We start from the raw sequence: 19253 nt of genomic DNA, 5'->3' as shown, positions 1-19253 counted from the left end.
TAGCTATAAATAAATGAAGGAAAAAGGAGTTTCATTTGAGGCTATTCATGGGGAATTAAATGCATCTCCCAGCTTTAAAGCACTTAAACCTAATCAAAGCGAATAGACTTAGCAGGCTCAATTCGGGAAGTGACCATTGCAGGGAGCACCATAAAAAGCAGAACCAATAGCAAAGTAGCTGCATTGAGGATAAGGATAGACAGCCCATCGATATTAATAGGAACAACAGACATATAATAGGTTTCTGCATCGAGTTTTACTAAACCATAAGTCTTTTGTAGCCAGCCTAAGCCAATTCCGAATAGATTACCAAAGAATAAGCCTATGATGATGATATAGGCTGCTTGACTTAGAAACACCCGCCTAATTAAAGAATTACGTGCTCCCATGGATTTTAATACACCTATCATTTGAGTTCGTTCTAAAATCAGGACCAATAGCGTAGAGATCATACTCACCGTGGCCACTAATATGATTAATACCAAAATCACAATCACATTAATATCTTGTAGTTCCAGCCAATCGAAAATTTGAGGATATCTATTTTTTACATTTTCTGTGGTTAAATCGTAGGGGATTTCTTCATATACCTGTTCCTCCACTTTTTGTAGTTCATCAAAATTATCCACATATAGCTCTATCCCACTTACCATATCATCGCCCCAATTATTAAGCTTCTGAAGGTGTCGAATATCCGCCAGCACAAATCGCTCATCAAACTCTTCCACTCCGGTATGATAAATCCCAATCACATCTAATCTTCTTCCTCTAAGTTGTCCGGTCTCATTATTTACAAAATAGACGCGGAGTTTATCATGAAGTTGAATATTTAGCAGTTGGGATAATTTTTGGGAAATCAGTATCTCATTCGTTTTCTGTTCACCGAAAAAATCAGGTACTTTTCCTAGGGTGAGATTATTGGAGAAGAATGTGGTATCAAAATCATTACCCACCCCTTTGACCATAATCCCTTGCATTTCCGCATCGGTACGAATAATAGCAGCTTTAGAAATAAATACTTGAGCATGCTTAACACCTTCTATATTTTCTAGATTGGAAAAATTGAGGCTGTCAATATCTAAAGGAGGAAGTTCTAAAGAATTATTAGAATTATATTTTACAATATGAATATGACCGGTGAAACCACTGAGCTTTTCGCCTATTTCCTTTTTAAATCCTGTTAACACCATTAAAGAAATCAACATGACCGACAAGCCTAAAACCAAGCTAATGATAGAAATCAATATGATAGGCCCAGAAAAACTTCCTTTAGCAGGTTTAATGACTCTTGCTGCTAAAAAAAATTCTAATATTTTCGGATTTTTCCAGATTTGCATACTTCTTGTTGAGGTTTCTAATGATAAAATGGACTCTTAATGAAAGATTCCTATTTTTGTGTAAAAATAGAAAAAACAAGTTGTGAAAAATCATATCGTCATAATCATTTTTATTGCCCTCTTCCAAACGGCTTGTGGGCAGGTCCTACCTGGAGCTTATCAAACTCAAGAATATCTAAGTCTTTTAGATGGAAAAAGAGCAGGCATAGTGGCTAATCCGAGTAGTCTCATTAACAATACACACCTGGTTGACAGTCTTTTAAAACACAACATTAATATCAGAAAAGTATTCGCCCCGGAACATGGTTTTAGAGGAAAAGCAGAAGCTGGTGCCCATGTAAAAGATGGAAAGGATCCCTTAACCGGTCTCTCAGTTTTGAGCCTATATGGAAAGAACAAGAAACCGAATAGCCAGCAATTGGCTGGTATCGACATCATGATATTTGATTTACAAGGCGTGGGCGCTCGATTTTATACCTATATTTCTACCTTAAAATATATGATGGAAGCCTGTGCAGAGAATGATATTCCGCTCATTGTACTCGACCGACCCAATCCCAACTCCCATTATGTGGATGGGCCTATTATGGAAAAAGAGAATGAGAGCTTTGTGGGTTTAATGCCGATTCCTATAGTTTACGGTATGACCGATGGAGAATTGGCTCTCATGATTAATGGTGAAAATTGGAATAGCAAAAAATGCGACTTGACCATTATTGAATTAAAAAACTATGATCACCAAAAAAGCTATAATCTTCAAGTGAAGCCCTCCCCTAATCTTCCTAATTTTGCTTCTATTTATTTGTATCCTTCGCTTTGCTTATTCGAAGGAACAAAGATGAGCATCGGTCGTGGAACTGATTTTCCTTTTCAAGTCATTGGCTTTCCTGATTATCCTGAGAAAAGTTTTCAATTCACCCCCAAAAGCATAGCCGGCGTCAGCGCAAATCCAAAGTTTAAAGATCAAGTTTGCTATGGTTTAGATTTAAGAAAGCTCTATCCCAATATTGAAGAAAAACCCAATCAATTGAATTTAAAATGGTTGATTGATTTCTACAACAGCTATACCGATAAAGATGCGTTTTTCATCCCATTCTTTGAAAAACTATCCGGGACATCAAAACTACGCCAACAAATAATAGCAGGCGAATCGGAGGAGTCTATTAGAGAGAGCTGGCAAGCAGATTTGGATGAATTCAAATTAAAACGGGAGAATTATTTGTTGTATTAGTGAAAGAGAAACTGAGTTAGCCATATAAAAAAACAAACTCTATTTTTTTGGTTCAGGTTGCTCTTCCTTAATTTCCTAAACTCTTGTTGAAAACAGAAAAATTGGACAACGCGTTTTTCTGGGTTTATTCGATCCTTCAGTTAGACCATGTGTGGAAGCCCATATCTTAAGCCTAGCCATACCTTTGTCACGCTTTAAAAAGATGTATTACAGCTTTGAAAAATCATGTTTGATGGACTCTCATGCCTGGAAAAAAGTAAGAGAAAGAATTATTGAAAACCAAGCCCCCTGTTAATCAATCTATCGCCAATAGCGTTCTAAGAATTATTAAAGCTCCCTCACTACACATAGGGATGACCAGTATTCTGGAAACAGAACAGGAATTTAGGATTTTGATTGCTCAAGTATTTCTTCAAAAACAATACCTCCTTTATACATGGCTTTGAGGACAGGATGAATTTCAAACCCTAGTTCAGTCAAACTATATTCTACCTTAGGAGGAACTTCGGGGAAAACCGTTCTTGTAATCAATCCATCCTCCTCTAATTCTTTTAGCTGCTTTGTCAGCATTCTTTCACTAATATCGGTTAAAAGTTTTACCAATTCTCCATACCTTTTATTTCCTTGATAAAGGTGTAAAACAATAGTAGCTTTTCGCTTTCCCTTCACTACATTTATAAATGTATCAATCGGACAGTAACTTTTTTTCATTTTTTTATTTCCTAAAACTTTGAAAATGAACAATTCAGAAATAAATGTTCGTTAGCCTACCTTTTGTTTGTTATTGCTAAGTCACTTTTTCATCTAGATATTTGCTAAAATTACACAAAATAAATCGACTAAAGATGAATAATGACCCTATAAAATTTAAAGCCTTTCGAGTAGAAAGTGATGAAAATGGAATCTACAATGGCTCCATAAAGGACACGCAATTTAGCCTTATTGAGAATAACGAAATTTTAGTTAGAGTTCATTATAGCTCTCTGAATTATAAAGATGCTTTGTCTGCATCTGGAAACAAAGGTGTGACCAAAAACTATCCTCACACTCCTGGGATTGATGCCGTTGGTATCATCGAAAAATCAGGCACTGATTCTTTTAAAATTGGAGACAAAGTGATAGTGACCAGTTATGATTTAGGTATGAATACCGATGGTGGATTTGCCGAATATATAAAAGTCCCTAGTGATTGGGCCATTAAACTGCCCGAAAACATGACCATGAAAGAAGCCATGATATATGGTACTGCAGGCTTAACTGCAGGAATGTCTGTTTTACGTCTAACGGAATTAACAAAACCAGAGGATGGAAATATTGTAGTCTCAGGTGCTACAGGAGGCGTTGGTGCTTTAAGTATCTCTATCTTAAGTAAACTAGGATATTCGGTAGTTGCTATTACAGGTAAGGAAGCAGAAAGAGATTACTTAATAAATCTAGGAGCAAAAGAAGTATTATTGCGCAGCGAAATCGAAAATCTTGATAAAAAGCCATTATTAAAGCCCTTATTTGCTGGGGGAATCGACACCGTTGGTGGTGTAATTTTAGAAAATATCATCAAGGCTACCAAAGCCATGGGAACCGTGACTTGTTGTGGTAATGTAGCTTCTCCAAAACTCGATTTAACCGTTTTTCCTTTTATCCTACGTGGCATTTCTCTAATCGGAATTGACTCTCAGAACTATCCTATGAAATATAGAACTAAAGTTTGGAAGCAATTAGCCCAGGCATGGAAACCAGCTCAAATAGCAGATACTTGTACGGAAATAACAATAGATGAAGTACAGGAAAAAATTAAATTAATGCTTCAAGGTAAATTAAAAGGCCGAACTATTATTAAAATGCTAGATTAAACTCGTATAATTCTGTTTCCATAAAACTTCCATTCTGGGTTTTTATTAGCAAATGTGTATGATGAGGGATATAAAGGATAAAACAAGCCATATTCCTTAGGTATTTTTCCCAATTAATTACAAAATCAAGAAGTCGATGGATAGTTTTTTTATCTTTGTTTCTTATTAAAAAGCAAATACTATGGCACGCACAGCAACCGATATTTTAAAAGAAGCTATCTTATTAGAAAGAAGAGGAAAAGCTTTTTACAGCAATGTAGCAGAGAAGTCTGATTCAGAGTCTGCAAAGAAGATTTTCCAGATGATGGCTGAAGAAGAAGACGAGCATATCAAGTTTTTATCTGAGCAATTTAAAAGTTACGAGAAAACGAAAGCATTTATTTCTGTTGAAGGTTTTGAAGAACCAGCTGAAGATGAAGTAGCTCTTAAGGTTTTAACAGACCAAATGAAAAAAGAAATCGACGCTGCAAGTTTTGAAGCTGCTGCTATTTCTGCTGCTATCGATTTTGAAGATCGTGCAGTGAAAATTTACTCAAGCAGAGCTGAAGAAGCAGTTGATGTTAATGAAAAAGCGCTTTATACGATGTTGGCAAAATGGGAAATGGGTCATCAAAAGATGCTTCATGAACTCAATGAAGAATTAAAAGCTGATGTTTGGAATGACAATAATTTCTGGCCTTTCTAAACCTGATGAAAAAATATTAAAAACCCTTTCTATATCCTATGGAAAGGGTTTTTCATTTTTATGGGATTAATTTCCACCAAAATTCTGTACCCAATAAACTCCATATTCAGAATCTTCATTTTCATAGAAACCTACTCCTAGCAAAGTCATATCCTTGTTTAAGATATTCTTTTTATGACCAGGGCTTTTCATCCATGCTTTTAAAACCTCCTCGGGAGTTAATTGTCCAGCAGATATATTCTCAGCCAAATAATTATAATTGGCAAAGGCTCCTATCCTTTCAAATATATCACAGGATTTCCTAAGCCTATTTTTCTCTCTATCATAAGAATCATGTTCAAAATAGTTTTCCATAGCCATATCTTTGGCATGATACCTTGCCGCAAGAGCTAATTTCTCGTCATACTTCACAGGACTCAAGCTTCTCTTCTTCCTTTCTTTATTAGTCAATCTGAGGACCTCTTTTTCAAATGAAGAGTTAACGCTTTCGATGCGCTCCTCTCCTGTTGGGCAGTTTTGTGAAAAAATGATGGATGAAGAAAATAGTATGGTGAGTATGATTTGAATGCTTTTCATTTTATTGCTTTCATATAAAACGAAAAAACACTCTGGATATTCTTTTTATGTTTTTTTTAACGAGCTTTCCACTAATTACAGTTGTAATAATAATTGACTAACGAAATTAGCTTTAAGAACATTTCACATTACAATAGTTAATGCCGATAGGAAATGATGCATTTTTATTGATTTAAGACCAAAGCCATTTTATCATCGGTATAAAACTCATCTATCAAATACTTAAAAAAACCAACCGCTGTCTTTTTGGCAGACAGAAATGTTTTTACCTGCCATTATTACCGTTCATATAGTTGCTTTTAGCTTGGCTCAATAATTGACTAGGGAATAAAAACAAATAATAACAAAATAGGAGGAAAAATGAACTTAGATCAATTCACCATAAAATCACAAGAAGCCATACAAAAAGCTCAGGAATTAGCTATTCAAAATAATAATACTCAAATCGAAAACAGTCATTTATTAAAAGGAATACTTGAAACCGAGGAGAACTTAATTCCTGTAGTACTGGAGAAATTAAACGTCAATAAAAACATACTATCTAGTGCCTTAGATGCTATCAATACCAGACTACCTAAAACCAATGGTGGACAAGTATATCTTTCACAAGCAGGTAGCAAAACCTTATTACAAGCACAAGAAATACTAAAAGAATTTGGAGATAGTTTTGTTTCTGTTGAACACCTTTTACTTAGTCTTATTCAGCAAAAAGATCAAACTGCTGATTTATTAAAGGATAGCGGCATTAAATTAAAAGAATTAAAGAAAACCATATTGGAATTAAGGAAAGGCAATAAGGTTGAGTCTTCTTCCCAAGAATCCAACTTCAATGCCTTAAATCGTTATGCCCTTCATTTAAACGCTTTGGCTGCCAAAGGGAAATTAGACCCCGTAATAGGTAGAAACGATGAAATTAGAAGAGTATTACAAATTTTAAGCAGAAGAACCAAGAACAATCCTATTCTTATTGGAGAGCCAGGTGTTGGTAAAACGGCTATTGCTGAAGGTATTGCACACAGGATTGTAGATGGAGACGTTCCCGAAAACCTAAAGAATAAACAAATTTTCAGCCTAGATATGGGCGCTTTGGTTGCTGGTGCAAAATACAAAGGAGAATTTGAGGAAAGATTAAAAAGCGTGGTTAAAGAAGTGGTGGAATCAGATGGAGATATCGTACTCTTTATTGATGAGATACATACCCTGGTTGGTGCTGGAAAAGGTGAAGGCGCTATGGATGCCGCCAATATTTTAAAACCAGCATTAGCCCGAGGCGATTTAAGAGCTGTTGGAGCCACCACATTAAGTGAGTATCAGAAATATTTTGAAAAGGACAAAGCCCTGGAAAGAAGGTTTCAAAAAGTAATGGTTCAAGAACCCAATACGGCTGATGCTATTTCCATTCTAAGAGGCTTAAAAGAAAAGTACGAAACCCATCACCATGTAAGGATACTCGATGACGCGATTGTTTCTGCTGTTGAGCTTTCTCAAAGATATATCTCTGACAGGTTCTTACCAGATAAAGCGATTGATTTAATTGATGAAGCAGCAGCAAAACTTCGATTAGAAATCAATTCTGTTCCGGAAGAACTGGAGCAGTTGGAAAGAAGAATCATGCAATTGGAGATTGAAAAAGTCGCCATTAAACGAGAGAAGAATAAATTCAAACTTCACGAGATAGATAGCGAAATGGCCGATTTAAATGAAAAAGCTACTGCATTAAGAGCCCGCTGGAAATCGGAAAAAGAAAAGGTGGAATCCATACAAAAAGAAAAGGCTCATATTGAAGATTTAAAGCAAGAAGCTTTGCAAGCGGAACGAGCTGGAAACTTTGGTATTGTCGCAGAAATTAGATATGGAAAAATGGAACAAGCCCAACAAGATTTGGAAAAATATCGCACAGCCTTAAAAGAAATGCAAAGCGACAATCCAATGATTAATGAAGAGGTTGGCCACGAAGAAATTGCAGATATCGTTTCTCGTTGGACAGGTATTCCAGTTTCAAAAATGCTTCAAAGCGAAAAAGCCAAGCTGCTTCATTTAGAAGAGGAATTGCATAAGAGAGTAGTTGGACAAGAAGAAGGAATTACTGCCGTAGCGGATGCTATTAGAAGAAGTAGAGCTGGGTTACAGGACGAGAAGCGACCCATAGGATCATTTATATTCCTAGGAACTACTGGAGTTGGGAAAACCGAATTAGCAAAAGCTTTAGCTGAGTTTCTCTTCGATGATGAAAACAATATGGTAAGAATAGATATGTCAGAATATCAGGAAAGACATGCCGTTTCAAGGCTTATTGGAGCGCCTCCTGGCTATGTAGGCTATGATGAAAGTGGTCAGTTAACAGAAGCTGTACGCCGCAAACCCTATTCGGTTGTCTTGTTAGACGAGATTGAAAAAGCACATCCCGATGTGTTCAATATCCTCCTCCAAGTTCTTGACGATGGAAGACTAACAGACAACAAAGGACGTGTGGTAGATTTTAAGAACACCATCATCATTATGACTTCCAATATGGGCTCCTCTATTATTCAGGATCAATTGACTGAACTAAATAGTGAAAACAGGGTTGAGAAATTGGAGCAAATCAGTAAAGAGGTCATGGTGGCATTAAAGAAAAGCATCAGACCCGAATTTCTAAATCGCATTGATGAAGTAGTAATGTTTACCCCTCTTCAAGAAAATGAGATATTAGATATCATTAGAATTCAATTTGAGGATTTAAAAAAGACCTTGAGCAAAAATCAAGTTCAACTAGAAATCACAGAGGATGCCATCAGCTATATTGGAAAGATGAGCTACGATCCACAATTTGGTGCCAGACCCATCAAAAGGTTTATGCAAAGAAACATTCTTAATGAATTGAGCAAGTTAATTCTTGCTGGTAATATTCAAAAAGAAATACCCATAAATATTGACTATGATGGTCATTTACTGCAATTTAAAAATGAATAATTATTGTTTTCAATGATTGACATTCATAAAAAAAACCAAACTTGATAAGTTTGGTTTTTTCTATAATTATATAAGTGCATCTTGCTGGGCTTTGCAAACCTAAAACTCCTTCTTAGCAATAACAACACCTTCCTCATCATACACCAACCAGACTCCTATTTTTTTTCCCTCCTCATATGAGCCTTTCATATAGAGTTTTCCACTGGGATGATAAACCCATGATTTTCCACTGCGTTTTCCTTTGCTGAAATAGCCTTTTGACCATATGGTTCCGTCTGGATACCAACTCAACCACTCTCCTTCTCTCAAACCATCCTCATAAACTCCTTCTAACAAAACGGAACCATCGTCATGATACTGAACCTCATGCAAAGCAATACTATCAGCACCTTTTACCAAATAGTCGAAAACTATTTTTGGGCTGCCATCCTCATGAATCTGTTCTACTACCTGAATCTCTTTGGTTTGACAGGATGACATCACCAATAATATCCCGAATAAATAAAAAATTTTTCTTATCATTACCTATCAAAACTTAAGCGTTTACCTTTAACTGTATCGTTAAAATCTCCTTCATTATAAACCAAATGTCCACTTACAAAGGTTTTGCATACTTGTGAATTAAATACCTGTCCTTCCATAGGACTCCAACCACATAAGTATAGGATATTGTCTTTATTGACTTCCCATTGTTTAACAGGATCTATAATGGCTAAATCTGCAAAGAATCCCTCACGTATAAACCCTCTTTTCTCTATCTGATAAAGCTTTGCAGGATGATGACACATTTTCTCAACCACTTGCTCTACACTAAGCTTTCCTTGTTGGGCCATTTCTAACATCGCTACCAAAGAATGTTGAACCATAGGTGCACCGGAAGGAGCTTTAAGATATGGATTATCTTTTTCAACCAACTGATGAGGTGCATGATCTGTAGCAATTACATCTATCTTTCCTTCTAATAAGGCTTTCAGCAAACCATCGGCATCTGCTCTATCTTTTACTGCAGGATTCCATTTGATGAGTGTTCCTTTTTCATCATAGTCTCTTCTATCGAACCATAAATGATGAACACAGACCTCGGCAGTAATCTTCTTTTCTTCTAGAGGAAGTTCATTAGTGAATAATTCAGTCTCTTTGGCGGTTGAAAGGTGAAGAACGTGTAAACGAGTCCCGTATTTCTTAGCCATTTCCACAGCATAAGAGCTCGATTTATAACAAGCCTCATGAGAACGGATATCAGGGTGGACATTTATTGGAATATCGTTACCATATTTCCCAATAGCCGCATTCTGATTGGCCTGAATTGTTGGCTCGTCCTCACAATGTACTGCTATCAACATGGGAGCTTCAGCAAAAAGCTTTTCTAAAGTCGCTTGATTGTCAACCAACATATTACCCGTACTTGCTCCTAAAAATATCTTAATTCCACAAACAGACTTTGGGTCTGTCTTTAAAACCTCCTCAGCATTATCATTACTCACACCCATATAAAAGGAATAGTTAGCCAAGGAACGTGTAGAGGCATACTGATACTTTTCTTCTAGTATTTCTTGAGTTAGCACATTTGGAATAGTATTGGGCATGTCCATAAATGAGGTTACTCCTCCGGATACCGCTGCTCTTGATTCAGAAATCATATTGGCTTTCTTGGTTAAACCAGGATCCCGAAAATGCACCTGATCATCAATCACCCCGGGAAGTATCCATTTTCCTGTTAAATCCATCACCTCACAATTTTCTGGAAGCTCAGGTTGCTCATCAGCATTATAAATTTTTGAAATATATTGATCCTGGATCAGGATATTTACATATTGCTTTTGGTTCTCATTAATCACCAAAGCATTCTTTAAGAAAAAATTGCTCATCATTCAGATTTTTAGACCCATTGCCTATTCGCCTGAATCAGACAAATTTTAGGCCCTCTTGGGTTTGATTTTTTTAAAGCGCAACTGCATCACACCAAATATAGCTTCTGTAAAGATACTCTTATTCATCTTTGATGTACCTAGAGTTCTATCAGTAAAAATAATAGGAACTTCTTTCACATCAAATCCCAGTTTTACAGAAGTAAATTTCATTTCAATCTGGAAAGCATAACCAGTAAACCTCACCTTATCCAAATCTATTGTTTCTAATACTTTTCTACTATAACAAACAAAGCCTGCAGTGGTATCTCTAATGCTCAAACCTGTTGCCAAACGCACATAGGCAGAGGCATAATAAGACATCAAAACTCTTCCCATAGGCCAATTAACCACATTTACTCCTGTGATATAACGGCTTCCAATGGACATATCTGCTTTGTCCACATGGCAAGCATGATACAATTTTAATAAGTCATCAGGATTATGACTAAAATCGGCATCCATTTCAAATATATATTCATAGGAGCGGTTTAATGCCCATTTAAATCCATGAATATAGGCGGTACCCAATCCTAATTTACCTTTTCTTTCCTCAATAAATAACTGACCTGGAAATTCTTTCATTAAGGATTTCACTATGGCTGCAGTTCCGTCGGGGGAATTGTCTTCAATAACCAAAACATGAAATGGCTTTGATAAACTAAATACATAACGAATAATATTCTCGATATTCTCTTTCTCGTTATATGTAGGTATGATCACTATACTATCTGACACTTGCTTTATTTTGTGGCGAAAATAATAATTATTTGAAGAGCATAAGAGTTAAATTCTATTAATTTGCCTTTGGATTGTTCTTTTCTCTGATTTTTAGCAAAATTAGCTTGAATATTAATTTATCTTAGGATATAGCAAACTGTTGTAAAATTGATTTGCCACTATTGACATTCCAAATCAGTTCTGCCCTGGCCCTAAAGGGAGCCTGATTTGAAAGATTCTGGTAACATTGAAAATTGAGCTTTTAAAACGTAAATACTATTATGAGAGGAAAGTTACGATTTTTGGCTCCCCTCAGGGTTTGGGGCAAACAAAAAATCGATTAATAACACTCAAAGCATTGCAAAACTGACAACCTACTGCCTGTTTTGAACGATTTGACAGCATTTCTACTGACAGACTGACAAAATACTTTAAATCGCTTTAGTATCACCAATTGGCATTATTTATGTATATTTGCATTCTAGAAATTAAACAATAAAAAATATAATAAAATGACGTTACCAACAAATTTAAAGCACGTAGCTACAGGTTCTGAATTAACAGAATTAATTAACCAAGAAGAAAATGTAATGGTATGCTGTGGCCGTATGGGTCCAATGTGTATTCCAGTATACGGATCAATGAAAACATTAGAAGAAAGTGGAGATTATGATCACGTTGCATTCCGCGATATGATGTTCGACAGCCCGGAAGCTGCAATCATTAGAAACCTTCCTGAGTGTAGGAACTTTATGGGATTACCATTTGTGGTTTATTATAAAGGTGGAAAAGTGGCTAAAGCAGTGAGTAGTATTCAGAGTATGGATATGATTAAGTCTGTGATTGATGTAGAATTCGCTAAATAGAGTTTGTTTATAAAGTGTTACTTTTATGTTTCGCTTTACTGATAGAATAAAGAAATTTTCATGTTCGAAGCCCTTTGGGTTATATCATAACCCTTGGGCTTCATTTTTAAGATTAAAGAAATGCAAACAGATTTTGATGCTATTATTTTAGGAGGAGGACCTGCAGGATTAACTGCAGGTATATATATGGCACGCTCCAAAGCCAAAGTATTGATTATTGATAGCAGTATTCCCGGTGGGCAAACCATTTTAACACATGAAATAGCCAACTATCCTGGAATTGAAAGTACAAGTGGATATATGTTAGCCAGTACCATGCAAATGCAAGCCGAAAAATTTGGCTGCACCATCAAAAGCAATATACAAGTTAATGAATTAGAGTTAGATACTAAAATTAAAAGCTTAAGCTTGAGCAGTGGAGAGAAGTTCACAGCAAAAGCTATTATTTTAGCTACCGGAGGCCGTTCCAGAATGATTGGCGCTAAAGGAGAAGATGTATATAAAGGTCGTGGAATCAGCTATTGTGCAACCTGCGATGGTGATTTCTTTCAAGACAAAAATATAATTGTTGTAGGAGGTGGAAACTCGGCTTTAGAAGAAGCAGTTTCACTAACCAAATATGCTTCTAAAGTAACTATCGTTCATATTCTAGATCAGTGGCAAGCCTTTGATTATGCGGTGAGTGAAATGGAAGCCAATGAGAAAATAGATTACATATTGAGTTCTAAAGTATTAGAATTCAAGGGAGAGGATGCCCTCCAAGAAGCCATTATCGAAAATGTAAAAGATGGCAGCACGCATACCAAAAAGATAGATGGGGCCTTTGTTTTTATTGGTTATGAAGCCAATACCGATTTTCTCCATAATGGTCCTGTAAAATTAAACGAGAGAAAAGAAATCTTAGTAAACGAGGACATGCAAACCAACCTAGAAGGCGTTTATGCCGCAGGCGATGCCTTACAAAAAAAATACCGTCAGGTAACCACAGCTGTTTCTGATGGAACCATTGCTGCCTTGGCTGCTCTTGAATACATTCATAAGAATTAAATACAAACAATATCTATTTACTGCAGAGGCCATTATGATTTTCATTTTGGCCTCTTTTGTTGTTAAGAGTTAAGGGTAGATATTATTTACACGTAAAAAACCATTCTTTCACACTAAATCACCCCTAAACCAATCATCTCTCAATTGTTAAAGAAACTTAATATTCATGGGCTTTTGCAATGCTTTTAAATAGTAAACGTTATGACATTACTGGTTTTCTAGCAGGTGAGTGAATTCACTCAAATAAAGGAAGGACAAATAAGCAATTTTAGAGTGTCAATCACATAGCGATTTTCACTATTTTTGCAGTTAATTTTGGATTTAAACAAATAAATTGAAATATAATATTAAGCAAATGAAAGAGGGTAAATCAATGACTAGAATCATCAGCTTTCCTCAAGTGATGATCATTCTATTGGCTTTATTTATTGCCATAGGAGGAACTTCTTGTAAAAGTAAGAAAAAGATAGCCGAAGAAAAAGCAGCCATAGAACTGGCCAACCAGATAGCGCAAGCCAAAGCAAGCTTAAAGGATCTATTGCGCGATGACAATCCTAAAACATGGCAAGAAAAGAAAAACGAGTTCGACCGAATAGTAGCCATGCAATTACGCGATCCTGAAGTTGAGGATTTAATCAATCAGGTGGAAGCTAAACTGGAGAAAGAACGCCAAGAAATGCTAAAACGCCAAGAGGAAGAAGCTCGTTTACGGGCCGAACAAGAAGCCAAAAATCAGAAGCAAGGTCAATTAGATAATATCAACTCCCATTTCTATGCCGTCGCTTCTGCACCATCAGTTAACGAAGCTAACTCTCGCATTGAAAGAGCTTTATCACTATATGCGTCAAAAGATGTACCAGTACTGATTATTTTAAGTGTTTATGGTGATAATCAAAAAGACTACGATAGACCAACTTATATTGAGAAATATTTGAATTATTTGAAAGATGTCAAAAAATATGACAAAGAAATTGACAATTTGAAATATGATGATATGGGAAAAATTATTGAAATTGAACTCATTAAAAAATAATTAGCAAGATGAAGCAAGTAACGAAAATATTTATCCTGGCTCTTCTCTTTTTAGGAACAGCGCAGGTATGGGCTCAAGATGAAATTTCTCCTGAAAGAAAAGAAGCCATCGATAGCCTAGCAATGGAAAAGGTAAAAGATTTAAGCAGGTATATCAGCATCATTGGAAGTAAAGAAACTAGCTTTTCTGAAGCCAATCGTGTGATTGACAGAACATTAGAACTTTTTGCACCAAATAGTCAAATTGGTGTTTCTTCGTTATATAGAAAAGACATTAAATACTACACTGTACGTAAATATTTAAATAGATTAATGGCCTTAAATTATGACCAAGTAACTATCAGTTGGTATAACATACAATACATTAGCGATTTAGAGCCTCAACCTGATGGCACTTATGTGGGAGTAATTACCATTTACCAAAGGTTTGAAGGTAAAAAAGGCGATGACCTAACTTATGTGGATACAACTAAGAAAGACATCACCGTTTATGTAAAACGTAAAGAAACTCAAATTGGTGGTAGAACTATCGGTTTCTGGGACGTTTTATTAGGCGACATTAGAGTTGCTGAGACTTCAAAATAGATTAAATTTGAGCAGTCGGTTCTTAGGATCAGGCTGCTCTTTTTTTATTAACTCCATTGCCATTGAAAAATCTTCAAATCATTTTATTAGCATTTATAATGCTTTGCCTGAGTTCTCCTATCAAGACTCAAGTCGTGGGCAAATTCATGAATGATGAATCGAAACTGTATGCTGAGACCAAACAGGTGAATCAGTTTTTTCGTCGTTTTAATAATGAAGAAGGCCCCGATGGTATCCGATATAGTGTGAGAAGTAAAGAATATCGTAATCCAGATACTCGTGACACTTATTTAAACATTTTATTCGATCTGGAAAACCCAAGTCTCGATGAGCAACTCAGAAAACAATTTATCTCTATTGTGAATAACGATAGTGCTCCTCAGTTTTTAGATTTCCATGCCGATGGTTGGTTTGCTGAAGTAAAAACAAAATTTCTTTATAGAGGAAAACCTAGTTATGTGACTTTTTATTTAGAACTAGAGCAAGAGAATTTGGGTTATAAATGGGTTTTAACTAATGTATTTTTTGAAGAATACGCACAAATTTTAGAAGAAGATGGTTTAAACCAAAATAAATTTCTTCACCCTATGAGTCATGAACTCGATTTCATGAACTTCATCAAAGTATTCGATGACAAGTCTTCTATTGAAGAATACACCAGCCATGGATTTTCTGCCGATTATCTTAGTGTATTTATCTATGAATTTAAACAAGGACTGTTCGAATATCAAACAGTCATGAACTTAAAATTTCATTTCTTCCAAATTCCAGGTTGGTATTTTGAACTGGAAAAATTCAATCGATCCGGTTATAATACAGGATGGTTAATTTCTCGGCTCACACCTATCACCGAAGATGAAAAAGCAGTACTCATGAAATACATTTACCATGATTAGAAAAATATACATACTGTTATTGAGCTTCCTTTTCATAAGCACTTTATCAGCCCAAAAATTAAATCCTGAGGAGGTTAAACAATTTAGTGAGGAGTGTAAAGATTTAGTAAACTATCTTCAATTTACGCTTAATGCAATTGGTGATAACGAGCTTAGCCCCAAAGAAAAAGACATTATCATCAGCGAATCTTTTGCCAAGCTTTTTAGAGATGGGAAAGTACAGATTGAAGATGATTTGGTTCCTGATAGAGAAGCTGTAACCAACAAAGAAGTACAAGCTTATTTAAAAGATGTAGATTTCTTTTTTGAGCAAGCCATCTTCTCCTATAAAGTACTTTCTGTAAATCTATTGCAAGATGAAAACGACAAAGCATATTTCAAGATACATGCACTTAGAACCATAAGCGGAACAAATTTAAATCATGATAGCATCTATAATGAACAAGCCCGATTTGTTGAAGTTGCTGTAAATCCAGATTTACGTGAACTTAAAATTGTGAGTATTTATACTACAAAAATTAATGAGCTAGAGGAAAATATTAAATGGTGGAACGACCTGCCTATTAGCTGGAAAGAAATATTAGGCAACCAACAAAAGTTTATTAAGGATATTGAGTTTTCAAGAGTTTTAAATATACAAAAAGATTTTGTAATTCTCGATCCTCCAAAAGATACCCTAACTTGGGACGAAATAGAACTTGAACCAAGTGATAGCTTAAGAATGGAGTTCCCCATGGCAACTATAGACACCTTCTATTTCGCCACAGATAGTGCAAAAGCCATCTACAAGAAAAGACTCTCCCATTCTTTAAACAAGATTTTAGCCATTAAAGAACTAGATGTTTCAGGCAGGTTAGACATCACTCATTTGGAGCCTGTGAGCAAACTATCAGACATCAGAAGTTTAAACATAAGTGGAACTCTGGTAAACGATCTCTACCCTATTCGTAATTTGATTGATTTGGAGGATTTAAATATTTCAAATACACAGGTAAATAACTTAGATGCTCTGGTTTATAGTATGGCTATTCACAATTTGAATATATCCAACACTAAAGTTTATTCATTGAAACCTCTGGTTAATTTAGGCAATGTGAATATCCTTGATATTTCCAGCACTGGAATTGATGATTTAGAGCCCATTAGTGAATATAGAAACCTTAAAGATTTGCAAATGGAAAAAACCATGGTAGGTGAATTAGACGCCATTTCCAAATTGAAATCCTTGATATATCTAAACATCGATAGCAGTCCTATTTCAAATTTATCTAGCCTTGAAGAATTACTAGAACTTCGTATTTTATCATGTAATAATACACTTATTCAAAGCATTGATCCTCTAAAGAATATGGATCAGCTTAATATTTTATATGTAGACAATACTGAAATTACAAGTATAAAAGCCCTTGATGGAAAAGAAAAGCTAACTAAGATATACTGTGACAATACATTGCTCGGTAAACAAAAAGCACTATTATTTATGAGTGAGAACCCTCAGGTTTTAGTGGTTTATGAAAGTAGAAAACTTCAAAAATGGTTTAAAAACTTGCCTGAATTTTGGGTAGAGATATTCGATTACTACGTAGATATAAATATTAAAAACCCAAGCAAAGAAGAACTTCATCAAGTTGCAGGAATTTTAGAAATAGATTTAAGTGGGCAAGAAAATGTGGTCTCTATTGAGCCTTTATCGCAAATTCAGAACTTAAAGAAACTAAACCTTTCTAAAACTTCAATAGAATCTCTAGAACCTTTATATGAACTTCGTGATTTGAATTGGTTAGACATCAGCTACAGTAAAGTAAACTCTTTAGCCCCTTTAGAAAACAACCATTCCTTGCAATATCTGAATATTTCGAATACCAAGATTACAAATATTGTAGCATTAAAGGAGACCAGTAGCTTGAATAAACTCTACATGAATAATACTCCCATTGCTAATATCAACCCTATTATGGGACTGTCTGGCTTAAGAGAACTGCAAGCGGATGAAACCAGTATCGCAAAGCCCGATTTTGAGAGCTTCATCACAAGTAATCCCCGTTGTTTATGTGTTTATCAAAGTAAAAACTTAAATAGCTGGTGGGATGGACTCTCCCCTATTTGGAAAGAGGTTTTTATGAAAACCCAAAAATGGGATAACACTCCAAATACTAAGGAATTACATCAATTGATTAAACAAACTGAGCTCAATATAGAAAATAATAGAAACATCACAAGTATAAAAGAATTGGAAAATTTCGTTTTCTTGAAAAACCTTAGAATTTCTGGAACTCAAGTGAGTGATGTAAATAGTTTATCCAAACTAAGTCGAATCCAAACCCTCGATTTATCCCAGACTCCTATTTTAAACTTAGATGTATTGGCCGAACTTCCACTTTTAGAATCTGTAAATATCTCAAATACACAAATTAACTACTTGGATTGGGTTGAACAACTGACCAAGCTGCAATTACTGGATATCAGCGGAACTCAAGTGAAGAGCTTGAAATCTTTAAGCACACTTTATATGCTCGAAACACTAATAGCCTATAATACTCGTATTGCTAATTTAAAGCCTTTAAGCGAGTTGGTGAGTCTTAGAAAACTGAAAATTTATAATACTAAAGTCTCCTCAAAAAAAGTAGACCAATTCAAATATGCCAACCCTTCTTGTGTAGTGGATTATTTTTAGTTTATTATTAAAAAATTCTATTTTACTGCCAGTTATACAACAGATCGTATTATTTCCTATTTTTGAATCATGAATGAAAAGATTAAAATAGAATTGTCCAATGAACAATTTACTGCCCTCACCCATTGTATGCTTTCCTACGAAGCCACCGAAGAAGAGGATTATGACAAAATCCTAATGGCTCGTTATATCCTCGGGAAAGTACTAAAGAAGATGATCAATCGCTATCAAGACCTGAAGAAGAAAAACAAGATGAGCCTTAATATTGCAGAAGCAGCAGCTTTTCGTACCCTGATGAGTAGCCAAATTGACCGTTGTGGCATTTATGAGCAGACTATTATTCGTGAGATATTGATGCAGATTGGTAGTAAGCTTTAAAGATTTATGAGTGGTAATTATGATTTATGAGTGGTAATTATGATTTATGAGTGGAGGATAGAAGAAGAAATATAATATCAAACTTTTAAAAATCTACAATATGAATGCATCAAATACAAGTAAACGAGAATTACTGGAGGATAGGTTAATTGATTTTGCAATTAGTACAAATGAAATAATTGAAAGTTTTCCTAATACCTATTTAGGTAAAAACATATCGAATCAAATATCACGCTCTAGCATATCACCAGCTCTAAATTATGGAGAAGCGCAGGAAGCCGAATCAACAAAGGACTTCATTCACAAAATGGGAATCTGCCTCAAAGAATTAAGAGAGACTTTTGCAGGATTGAAAATATTTGACCGCTCCCAAAAACTATCTAATGATAAAAACGAAATAAATAGGCTAAAAACAGAAGTAAACGAACTAATTTCTATTTTTGTAGCTAGTATCAAAACAGCAAAAAAACGGTTATAGCTTGGCTAAAATCATCATTCATAATTCTGAAATCTTTTA

At 35.3% G+C, this 19253-nt stretch carries 18 protein-coding genes; 12 read left to right on the top strand and 6 right to left on the bottom strand.

What is annotated here, in order from left to right; all coding sequences use genetic code 11:
• Nucleotides 1-89 precede the first annotated feature (89 nt).
• Nucleotides 90-1337: an ABC transporter permease gene (locus HNS40_RS08030; protein WP_172279487.1), complete on the bottom strand. Its 1248-nt coding sequence runs from the start codon at nt 1335-1337 to the stop codon at nt 90-92.
• An 82-nt stretch (nt 1338-1419) separates the two neighbouring features.
• On the opposite strand from HNS40_RS08030, the gene HNS40_RS08025 reads away from it, so the two are divergent.
• Complete coding sequence (locus HNS40_RS08025; protein WP_172279485.1) at nt 1420-2568, top strand: DUF1343 domain-containing protein; 1149 nt, start codon at nt 1420-1422, stop codon at nt 2566-2568.
• Between the two features lie 384 nt (nt 2569-2952).
• Here HNS40_RS08025 and HNS40_RS08020 read toward each other — a convergent pair whose 3' ends face one another.
• Complete coding sequence (locus HNS40_RS08020) at nt 2953-3279, bottom strand: helix-turn-helix domain-containing protein (protein ID WP_172279483.1); 327 nt, start codon at nt 3277-3279, stop codon at nt 2953-2955.
• A gap of 134 nt (nt 3280-3413) precedes the next feature.
• Between HNS40_RS08020 and HNS40_RS08015 the strand changes: the two genes are divergently transcribed.
• Complete coding sequence (locus HNS40_RS08015) at nt 3414-4418, top strand: YhdH/YhfP family quinone oxidoreductase (protein ID WP_172279481.1); 1005 nt, start codon at nt 3414-3416, stop codon at nt 4416-4418.
• Nucleotides 4419-4599: 181 nt separating this feature from the next.
• Entirely contained in the window at nt 4600-5103 is a 504-nt protein-coding gene (locus HNS40_RS08010; RefSeq protein ID WP_172279479.1) for a ferritin family protein, read from the top strand.
• Nucleotides 5104-5169: 66 nt separating this feature from the next.
• Here HNS40_RS08010 and HNS40_RS08005 read toward each other — a convergent pair whose 3' ends face one another.
• Nucleotides 5170-5679 (bottom strand): CAP domain-containing protein, encoded by a 510-nt coding sequence (locus HNS40_RS08005; protein WP_172279478.1) that lies wholly within the window; start codon nt 5677-5679, stop codon nt 5170-5172.
• Nucleotides 5680-6039: 360 nt separating this feature from the next.
• Between HNS40_RS08005 and clpB the strand changes: the two genes are divergently transcribed.
• On the top strand, nt 6040-8631 hold the full coding sequence (gene clpB / locus HNS40_RS08000) for an ATP-dependent chaperone ClpB (protein WP_172279476.1): 2592 nt from the start codon (nt 6040-6042) through the stop codon (nt 8629-8631).
• Nucleotides 8632-8730: 99 nt separating this feature from the next.
• Here the strand turns inward: clpB and HNS40_RS07995 are convergent, their stop codons facing one another.
• From HNS40_RS07995 to HNS40_RS07985, 3 genes are read right to left on the bottom strand one after another with little or no spacing between them, the layout of a single operon-like run.
• Complete coding sequence (locus HNS40_RS07995; RefSeq protein WP_172279474.1) at nt 8731-9153, bottom strand: toxin-antitoxin system YwqK family antitoxin; 423 nt, start codon at nt 9151-9153, stop codon at nt 8731-8733.
• Nucleotides 9153-10499 (bottom strand): dihydroorotase, encoded by a 1347-nt coding sequence (locus HNS40_RS07990; RefSeq protein WP_172279472.1) that lies wholly within the window; start codon nt 10497-10499, stop codon nt 9153-9155. Before HNS40_RS07990 ends, HNS40_RS07995 begins: the two co-directional genes overlap by 1 nt.
• A 48-nt stretch (nt 10500-10547) precedes the next feature.
• Entirely contained in the window at nt 10548-11285 is a 738-nt protein-coding gene (locus HNS40_RS07985) for a polyprenol monophosphomannose synthase (RefSeq protein WP_371742930.1), read from the bottom strand.
• Nucleotides 11286-11770: 485 nt separating this feature from the next.
• Here HNS40_RS07985 and HNS40_RS07980 point away from each other — a divergent pair, with 485 nt between their 5' ends.
• The 8 genes from HNS40_RS07980 (at nt 11771) to HNS40_RS07945 (ending at nt 19214) form a co-directional block, all read left to right on the top strand.
• A complete protein-coding gene (locus HNS40_RS07980) occupies nt 11771-12124 on the top strand; it encodes a thioredoxin (protein ID WP_172279468.1) in 354 nt (117 codons plus the stop codon).
• A gap of 120 nt (nt 12125-12244) precedes the next feature.
• Nucleotides 12245-13171 (top strand): NAD(P)/FAD-dependent oxidoreductase, encoded by a 927-nt coding sequence (locus HNS40_RS07975; RefSeq protein WP_172279467.1) that lies wholly within the window; start codon nt 12245-12247, stop codon nt 13169-13171.
• A 334-nt stretch (nt 13172-13505) separates the two neighbouring features.
• Nucleotides 13506-14204: a hypothetical protein gene (locus tag HNS40_RS07970; RefSeq protein ID WP_172279465.1), complete on the top strand. Its 699-nt coding sequence runs from the start codon at nt 13506-13508 to the stop codon at nt 14202-14204.
• An 8-nt stretch (nt 14205-14212) separates the two neighbouring features.
• Entirely contained in the window at nt 14213-14788 is a 576-nt protein-coding gene (locus tag HNS40_RS07965; RefSeq protein ID WP_172279463.1) for a hypothetical protein, read from the top strand.
• A gap of 134 nt (nt 14789-14922) precedes the next feature.
• On the top strand, nt 14923-15684 hold the full coding sequence (locus tag HNS40_RS07960) for a hypothetical protein (RefSeq protein ID WP_216663633.1): 762 nt from the start codon (nt 14923-14925) through the stop codon (nt 15682-15684).
• Nucleotides 15677-18358: a leucine-rich repeat domain-containing protein gene (locus HNS40_RS07955; protein WP_172279461.1), complete on the top strand. Its 2682-nt coding sequence runs from the start codon at nt 15677-15679 to the stop codon at nt 18356-18358. The genes HNS40_RS07960 and HNS40_RS07955 overlap by 8 nt, the downstream gene beginning before the upstream one ends.
• 69 nt (nt 18359-18427) lie before the next feature.
• On the top strand, nt 18428-18736 hold the full coding sequence (locus HNS40_RS07950; RefSeq protein ID WP_172279459.1) for a hypothetical protein: 309 nt from the start codon (nt 18428-18430) through the stop codon (nt 18734-18736).
• 100 nt (nt 18737-18836) lie between these two features.
• Nucleotides 18837-19214: a four helix bundle protein gene (locus HNS40_RS07945; protein WP_172279457.1), complete on the top strand. Its 378-nt coding sequence runs from the start codon at nt 18837-18839 to the stop codon at nt 19212-19214.
• Nucleotides 19215-19253 lie beyond the last annotated feature (39 nt).

It is taken from the genome of Lentimicrobium sp. S6 (assembly GCF_013166635.1).
In the GTDB taxonomy this organism is placed as follows: Bacteria; Bacteroidota; Bacteroidia; order Bacteroidales; family UBA12170; genus UBA12170.
The sequence above is the reverse complement of the archived record's forward strand: the minus strand, read 5'-3'. Positions and strand labels throughout refer to the sequence as shown.

What these genes read in the sequence shown, in the direction of transcription:
- HNS40_RS08030 (WP_172279487.1), bottom strand. Translation starts at nt 1,337, where the DNA reads ATGCAAATCTGGAAAAATCCGAAAATATTAGAATTTTTTTTAGCAGCA.
- HNS40_RS08020 (WP_172279483.1), bottom strand. Translation starts at nt 3,279, where the DNA reads ATGAAAAAAAGTTACTGTCCGATTGATACATTTATAAATGTAGTGAAG.
- HNS40_RS08015 (WP_172279481.1), top strand. Translation starts at nt 3,414, where the DNA reads ATGAATAATGACCCTATAAAATTTAAAGCCTTTCGAGTAGAAAGTGAT.
- HNS40_RS08010 (WP_172279479.1), top strand. Translation starts at nt 4,600, where the DNA reads ATGGCACGCACAGCAACCGATATTTTAAAAGAAGCTATCTTATTAGAA.
- HNS40_RS08005 (WP_172279478.1), bottom strand. Translation starts at nt 5,679, where the DNA reads ATGAAAAGCATTCAAATCATACTCACCATACTATTTTCTTCATCCATC.
- clpB (WP_172279476.1), top strand. Translation starts at nt 6,040, where the DNA reads ATGAACTTAGATCAATTCACCATAAAATCACAAGAAGCCATACAAAAA.
- HNS40_RS07995 (WP_172279474.1), bottom strand. Translation starts at nt 9,153, where the DNA reads ATGATAAGAAAAATTTTTTATTTATTCGGGATATTATTGGTGATGTCA.
- HNS40_RS07990 (WP_172279472.1), bottom strand. Translation starts at nt 10,499, where the DNA reads ATGAGCAATTTTTTCTTAAAGAATGCTTTGGTGATTAATGAGAACCAA.
- HNS40_RS07980 (WP_172279468.1), top strand. Translation starts at nt 11,771, where the DNA reads ATGACGTTACCAACAAATTTAAAGCACGTAGCTACAGGTTCTGAATTA.
- HNS40_RS07975 (WP_172279467.1), top strand. Translation starts at nt 12,245, where the DNA reads ATGCAAACAGATTTTGATGCTATTATTTTAGGAGGAGGACCTGCAGGA.
- HNS40_RS07965 (WP_172279463.1), top strand. Translation starts at nt 14,213, where the DNA reads ATGAAGCAAGTAACGAAAATATTTATCCTGGCTCTTCTCTTTTTAGGA.
- HNS40_RS07955 (WP_172279461.1), top strand. Translation starts at nt 15,677, where the DNA reads ATGATTAGAAAAATATACATACTGTTATTGAGCTTCCTTTTCATAAGC.
- HNS40_RS07950 (WP_172279459.1), top strand. Translation starts at nt 18,428, where the DNA reads ATGAATGAAAAGATTAAAATAGAATTGTCCAATGAACAATTTACTGCC.
- HNS40_RS07945 (WP_172279457.1), top strand. Translation starts at nt 18,837, where the DNA reads ATGAATGCATCAAATACAAGTAAACGAGAATTACTGGAGGATAGGTTA.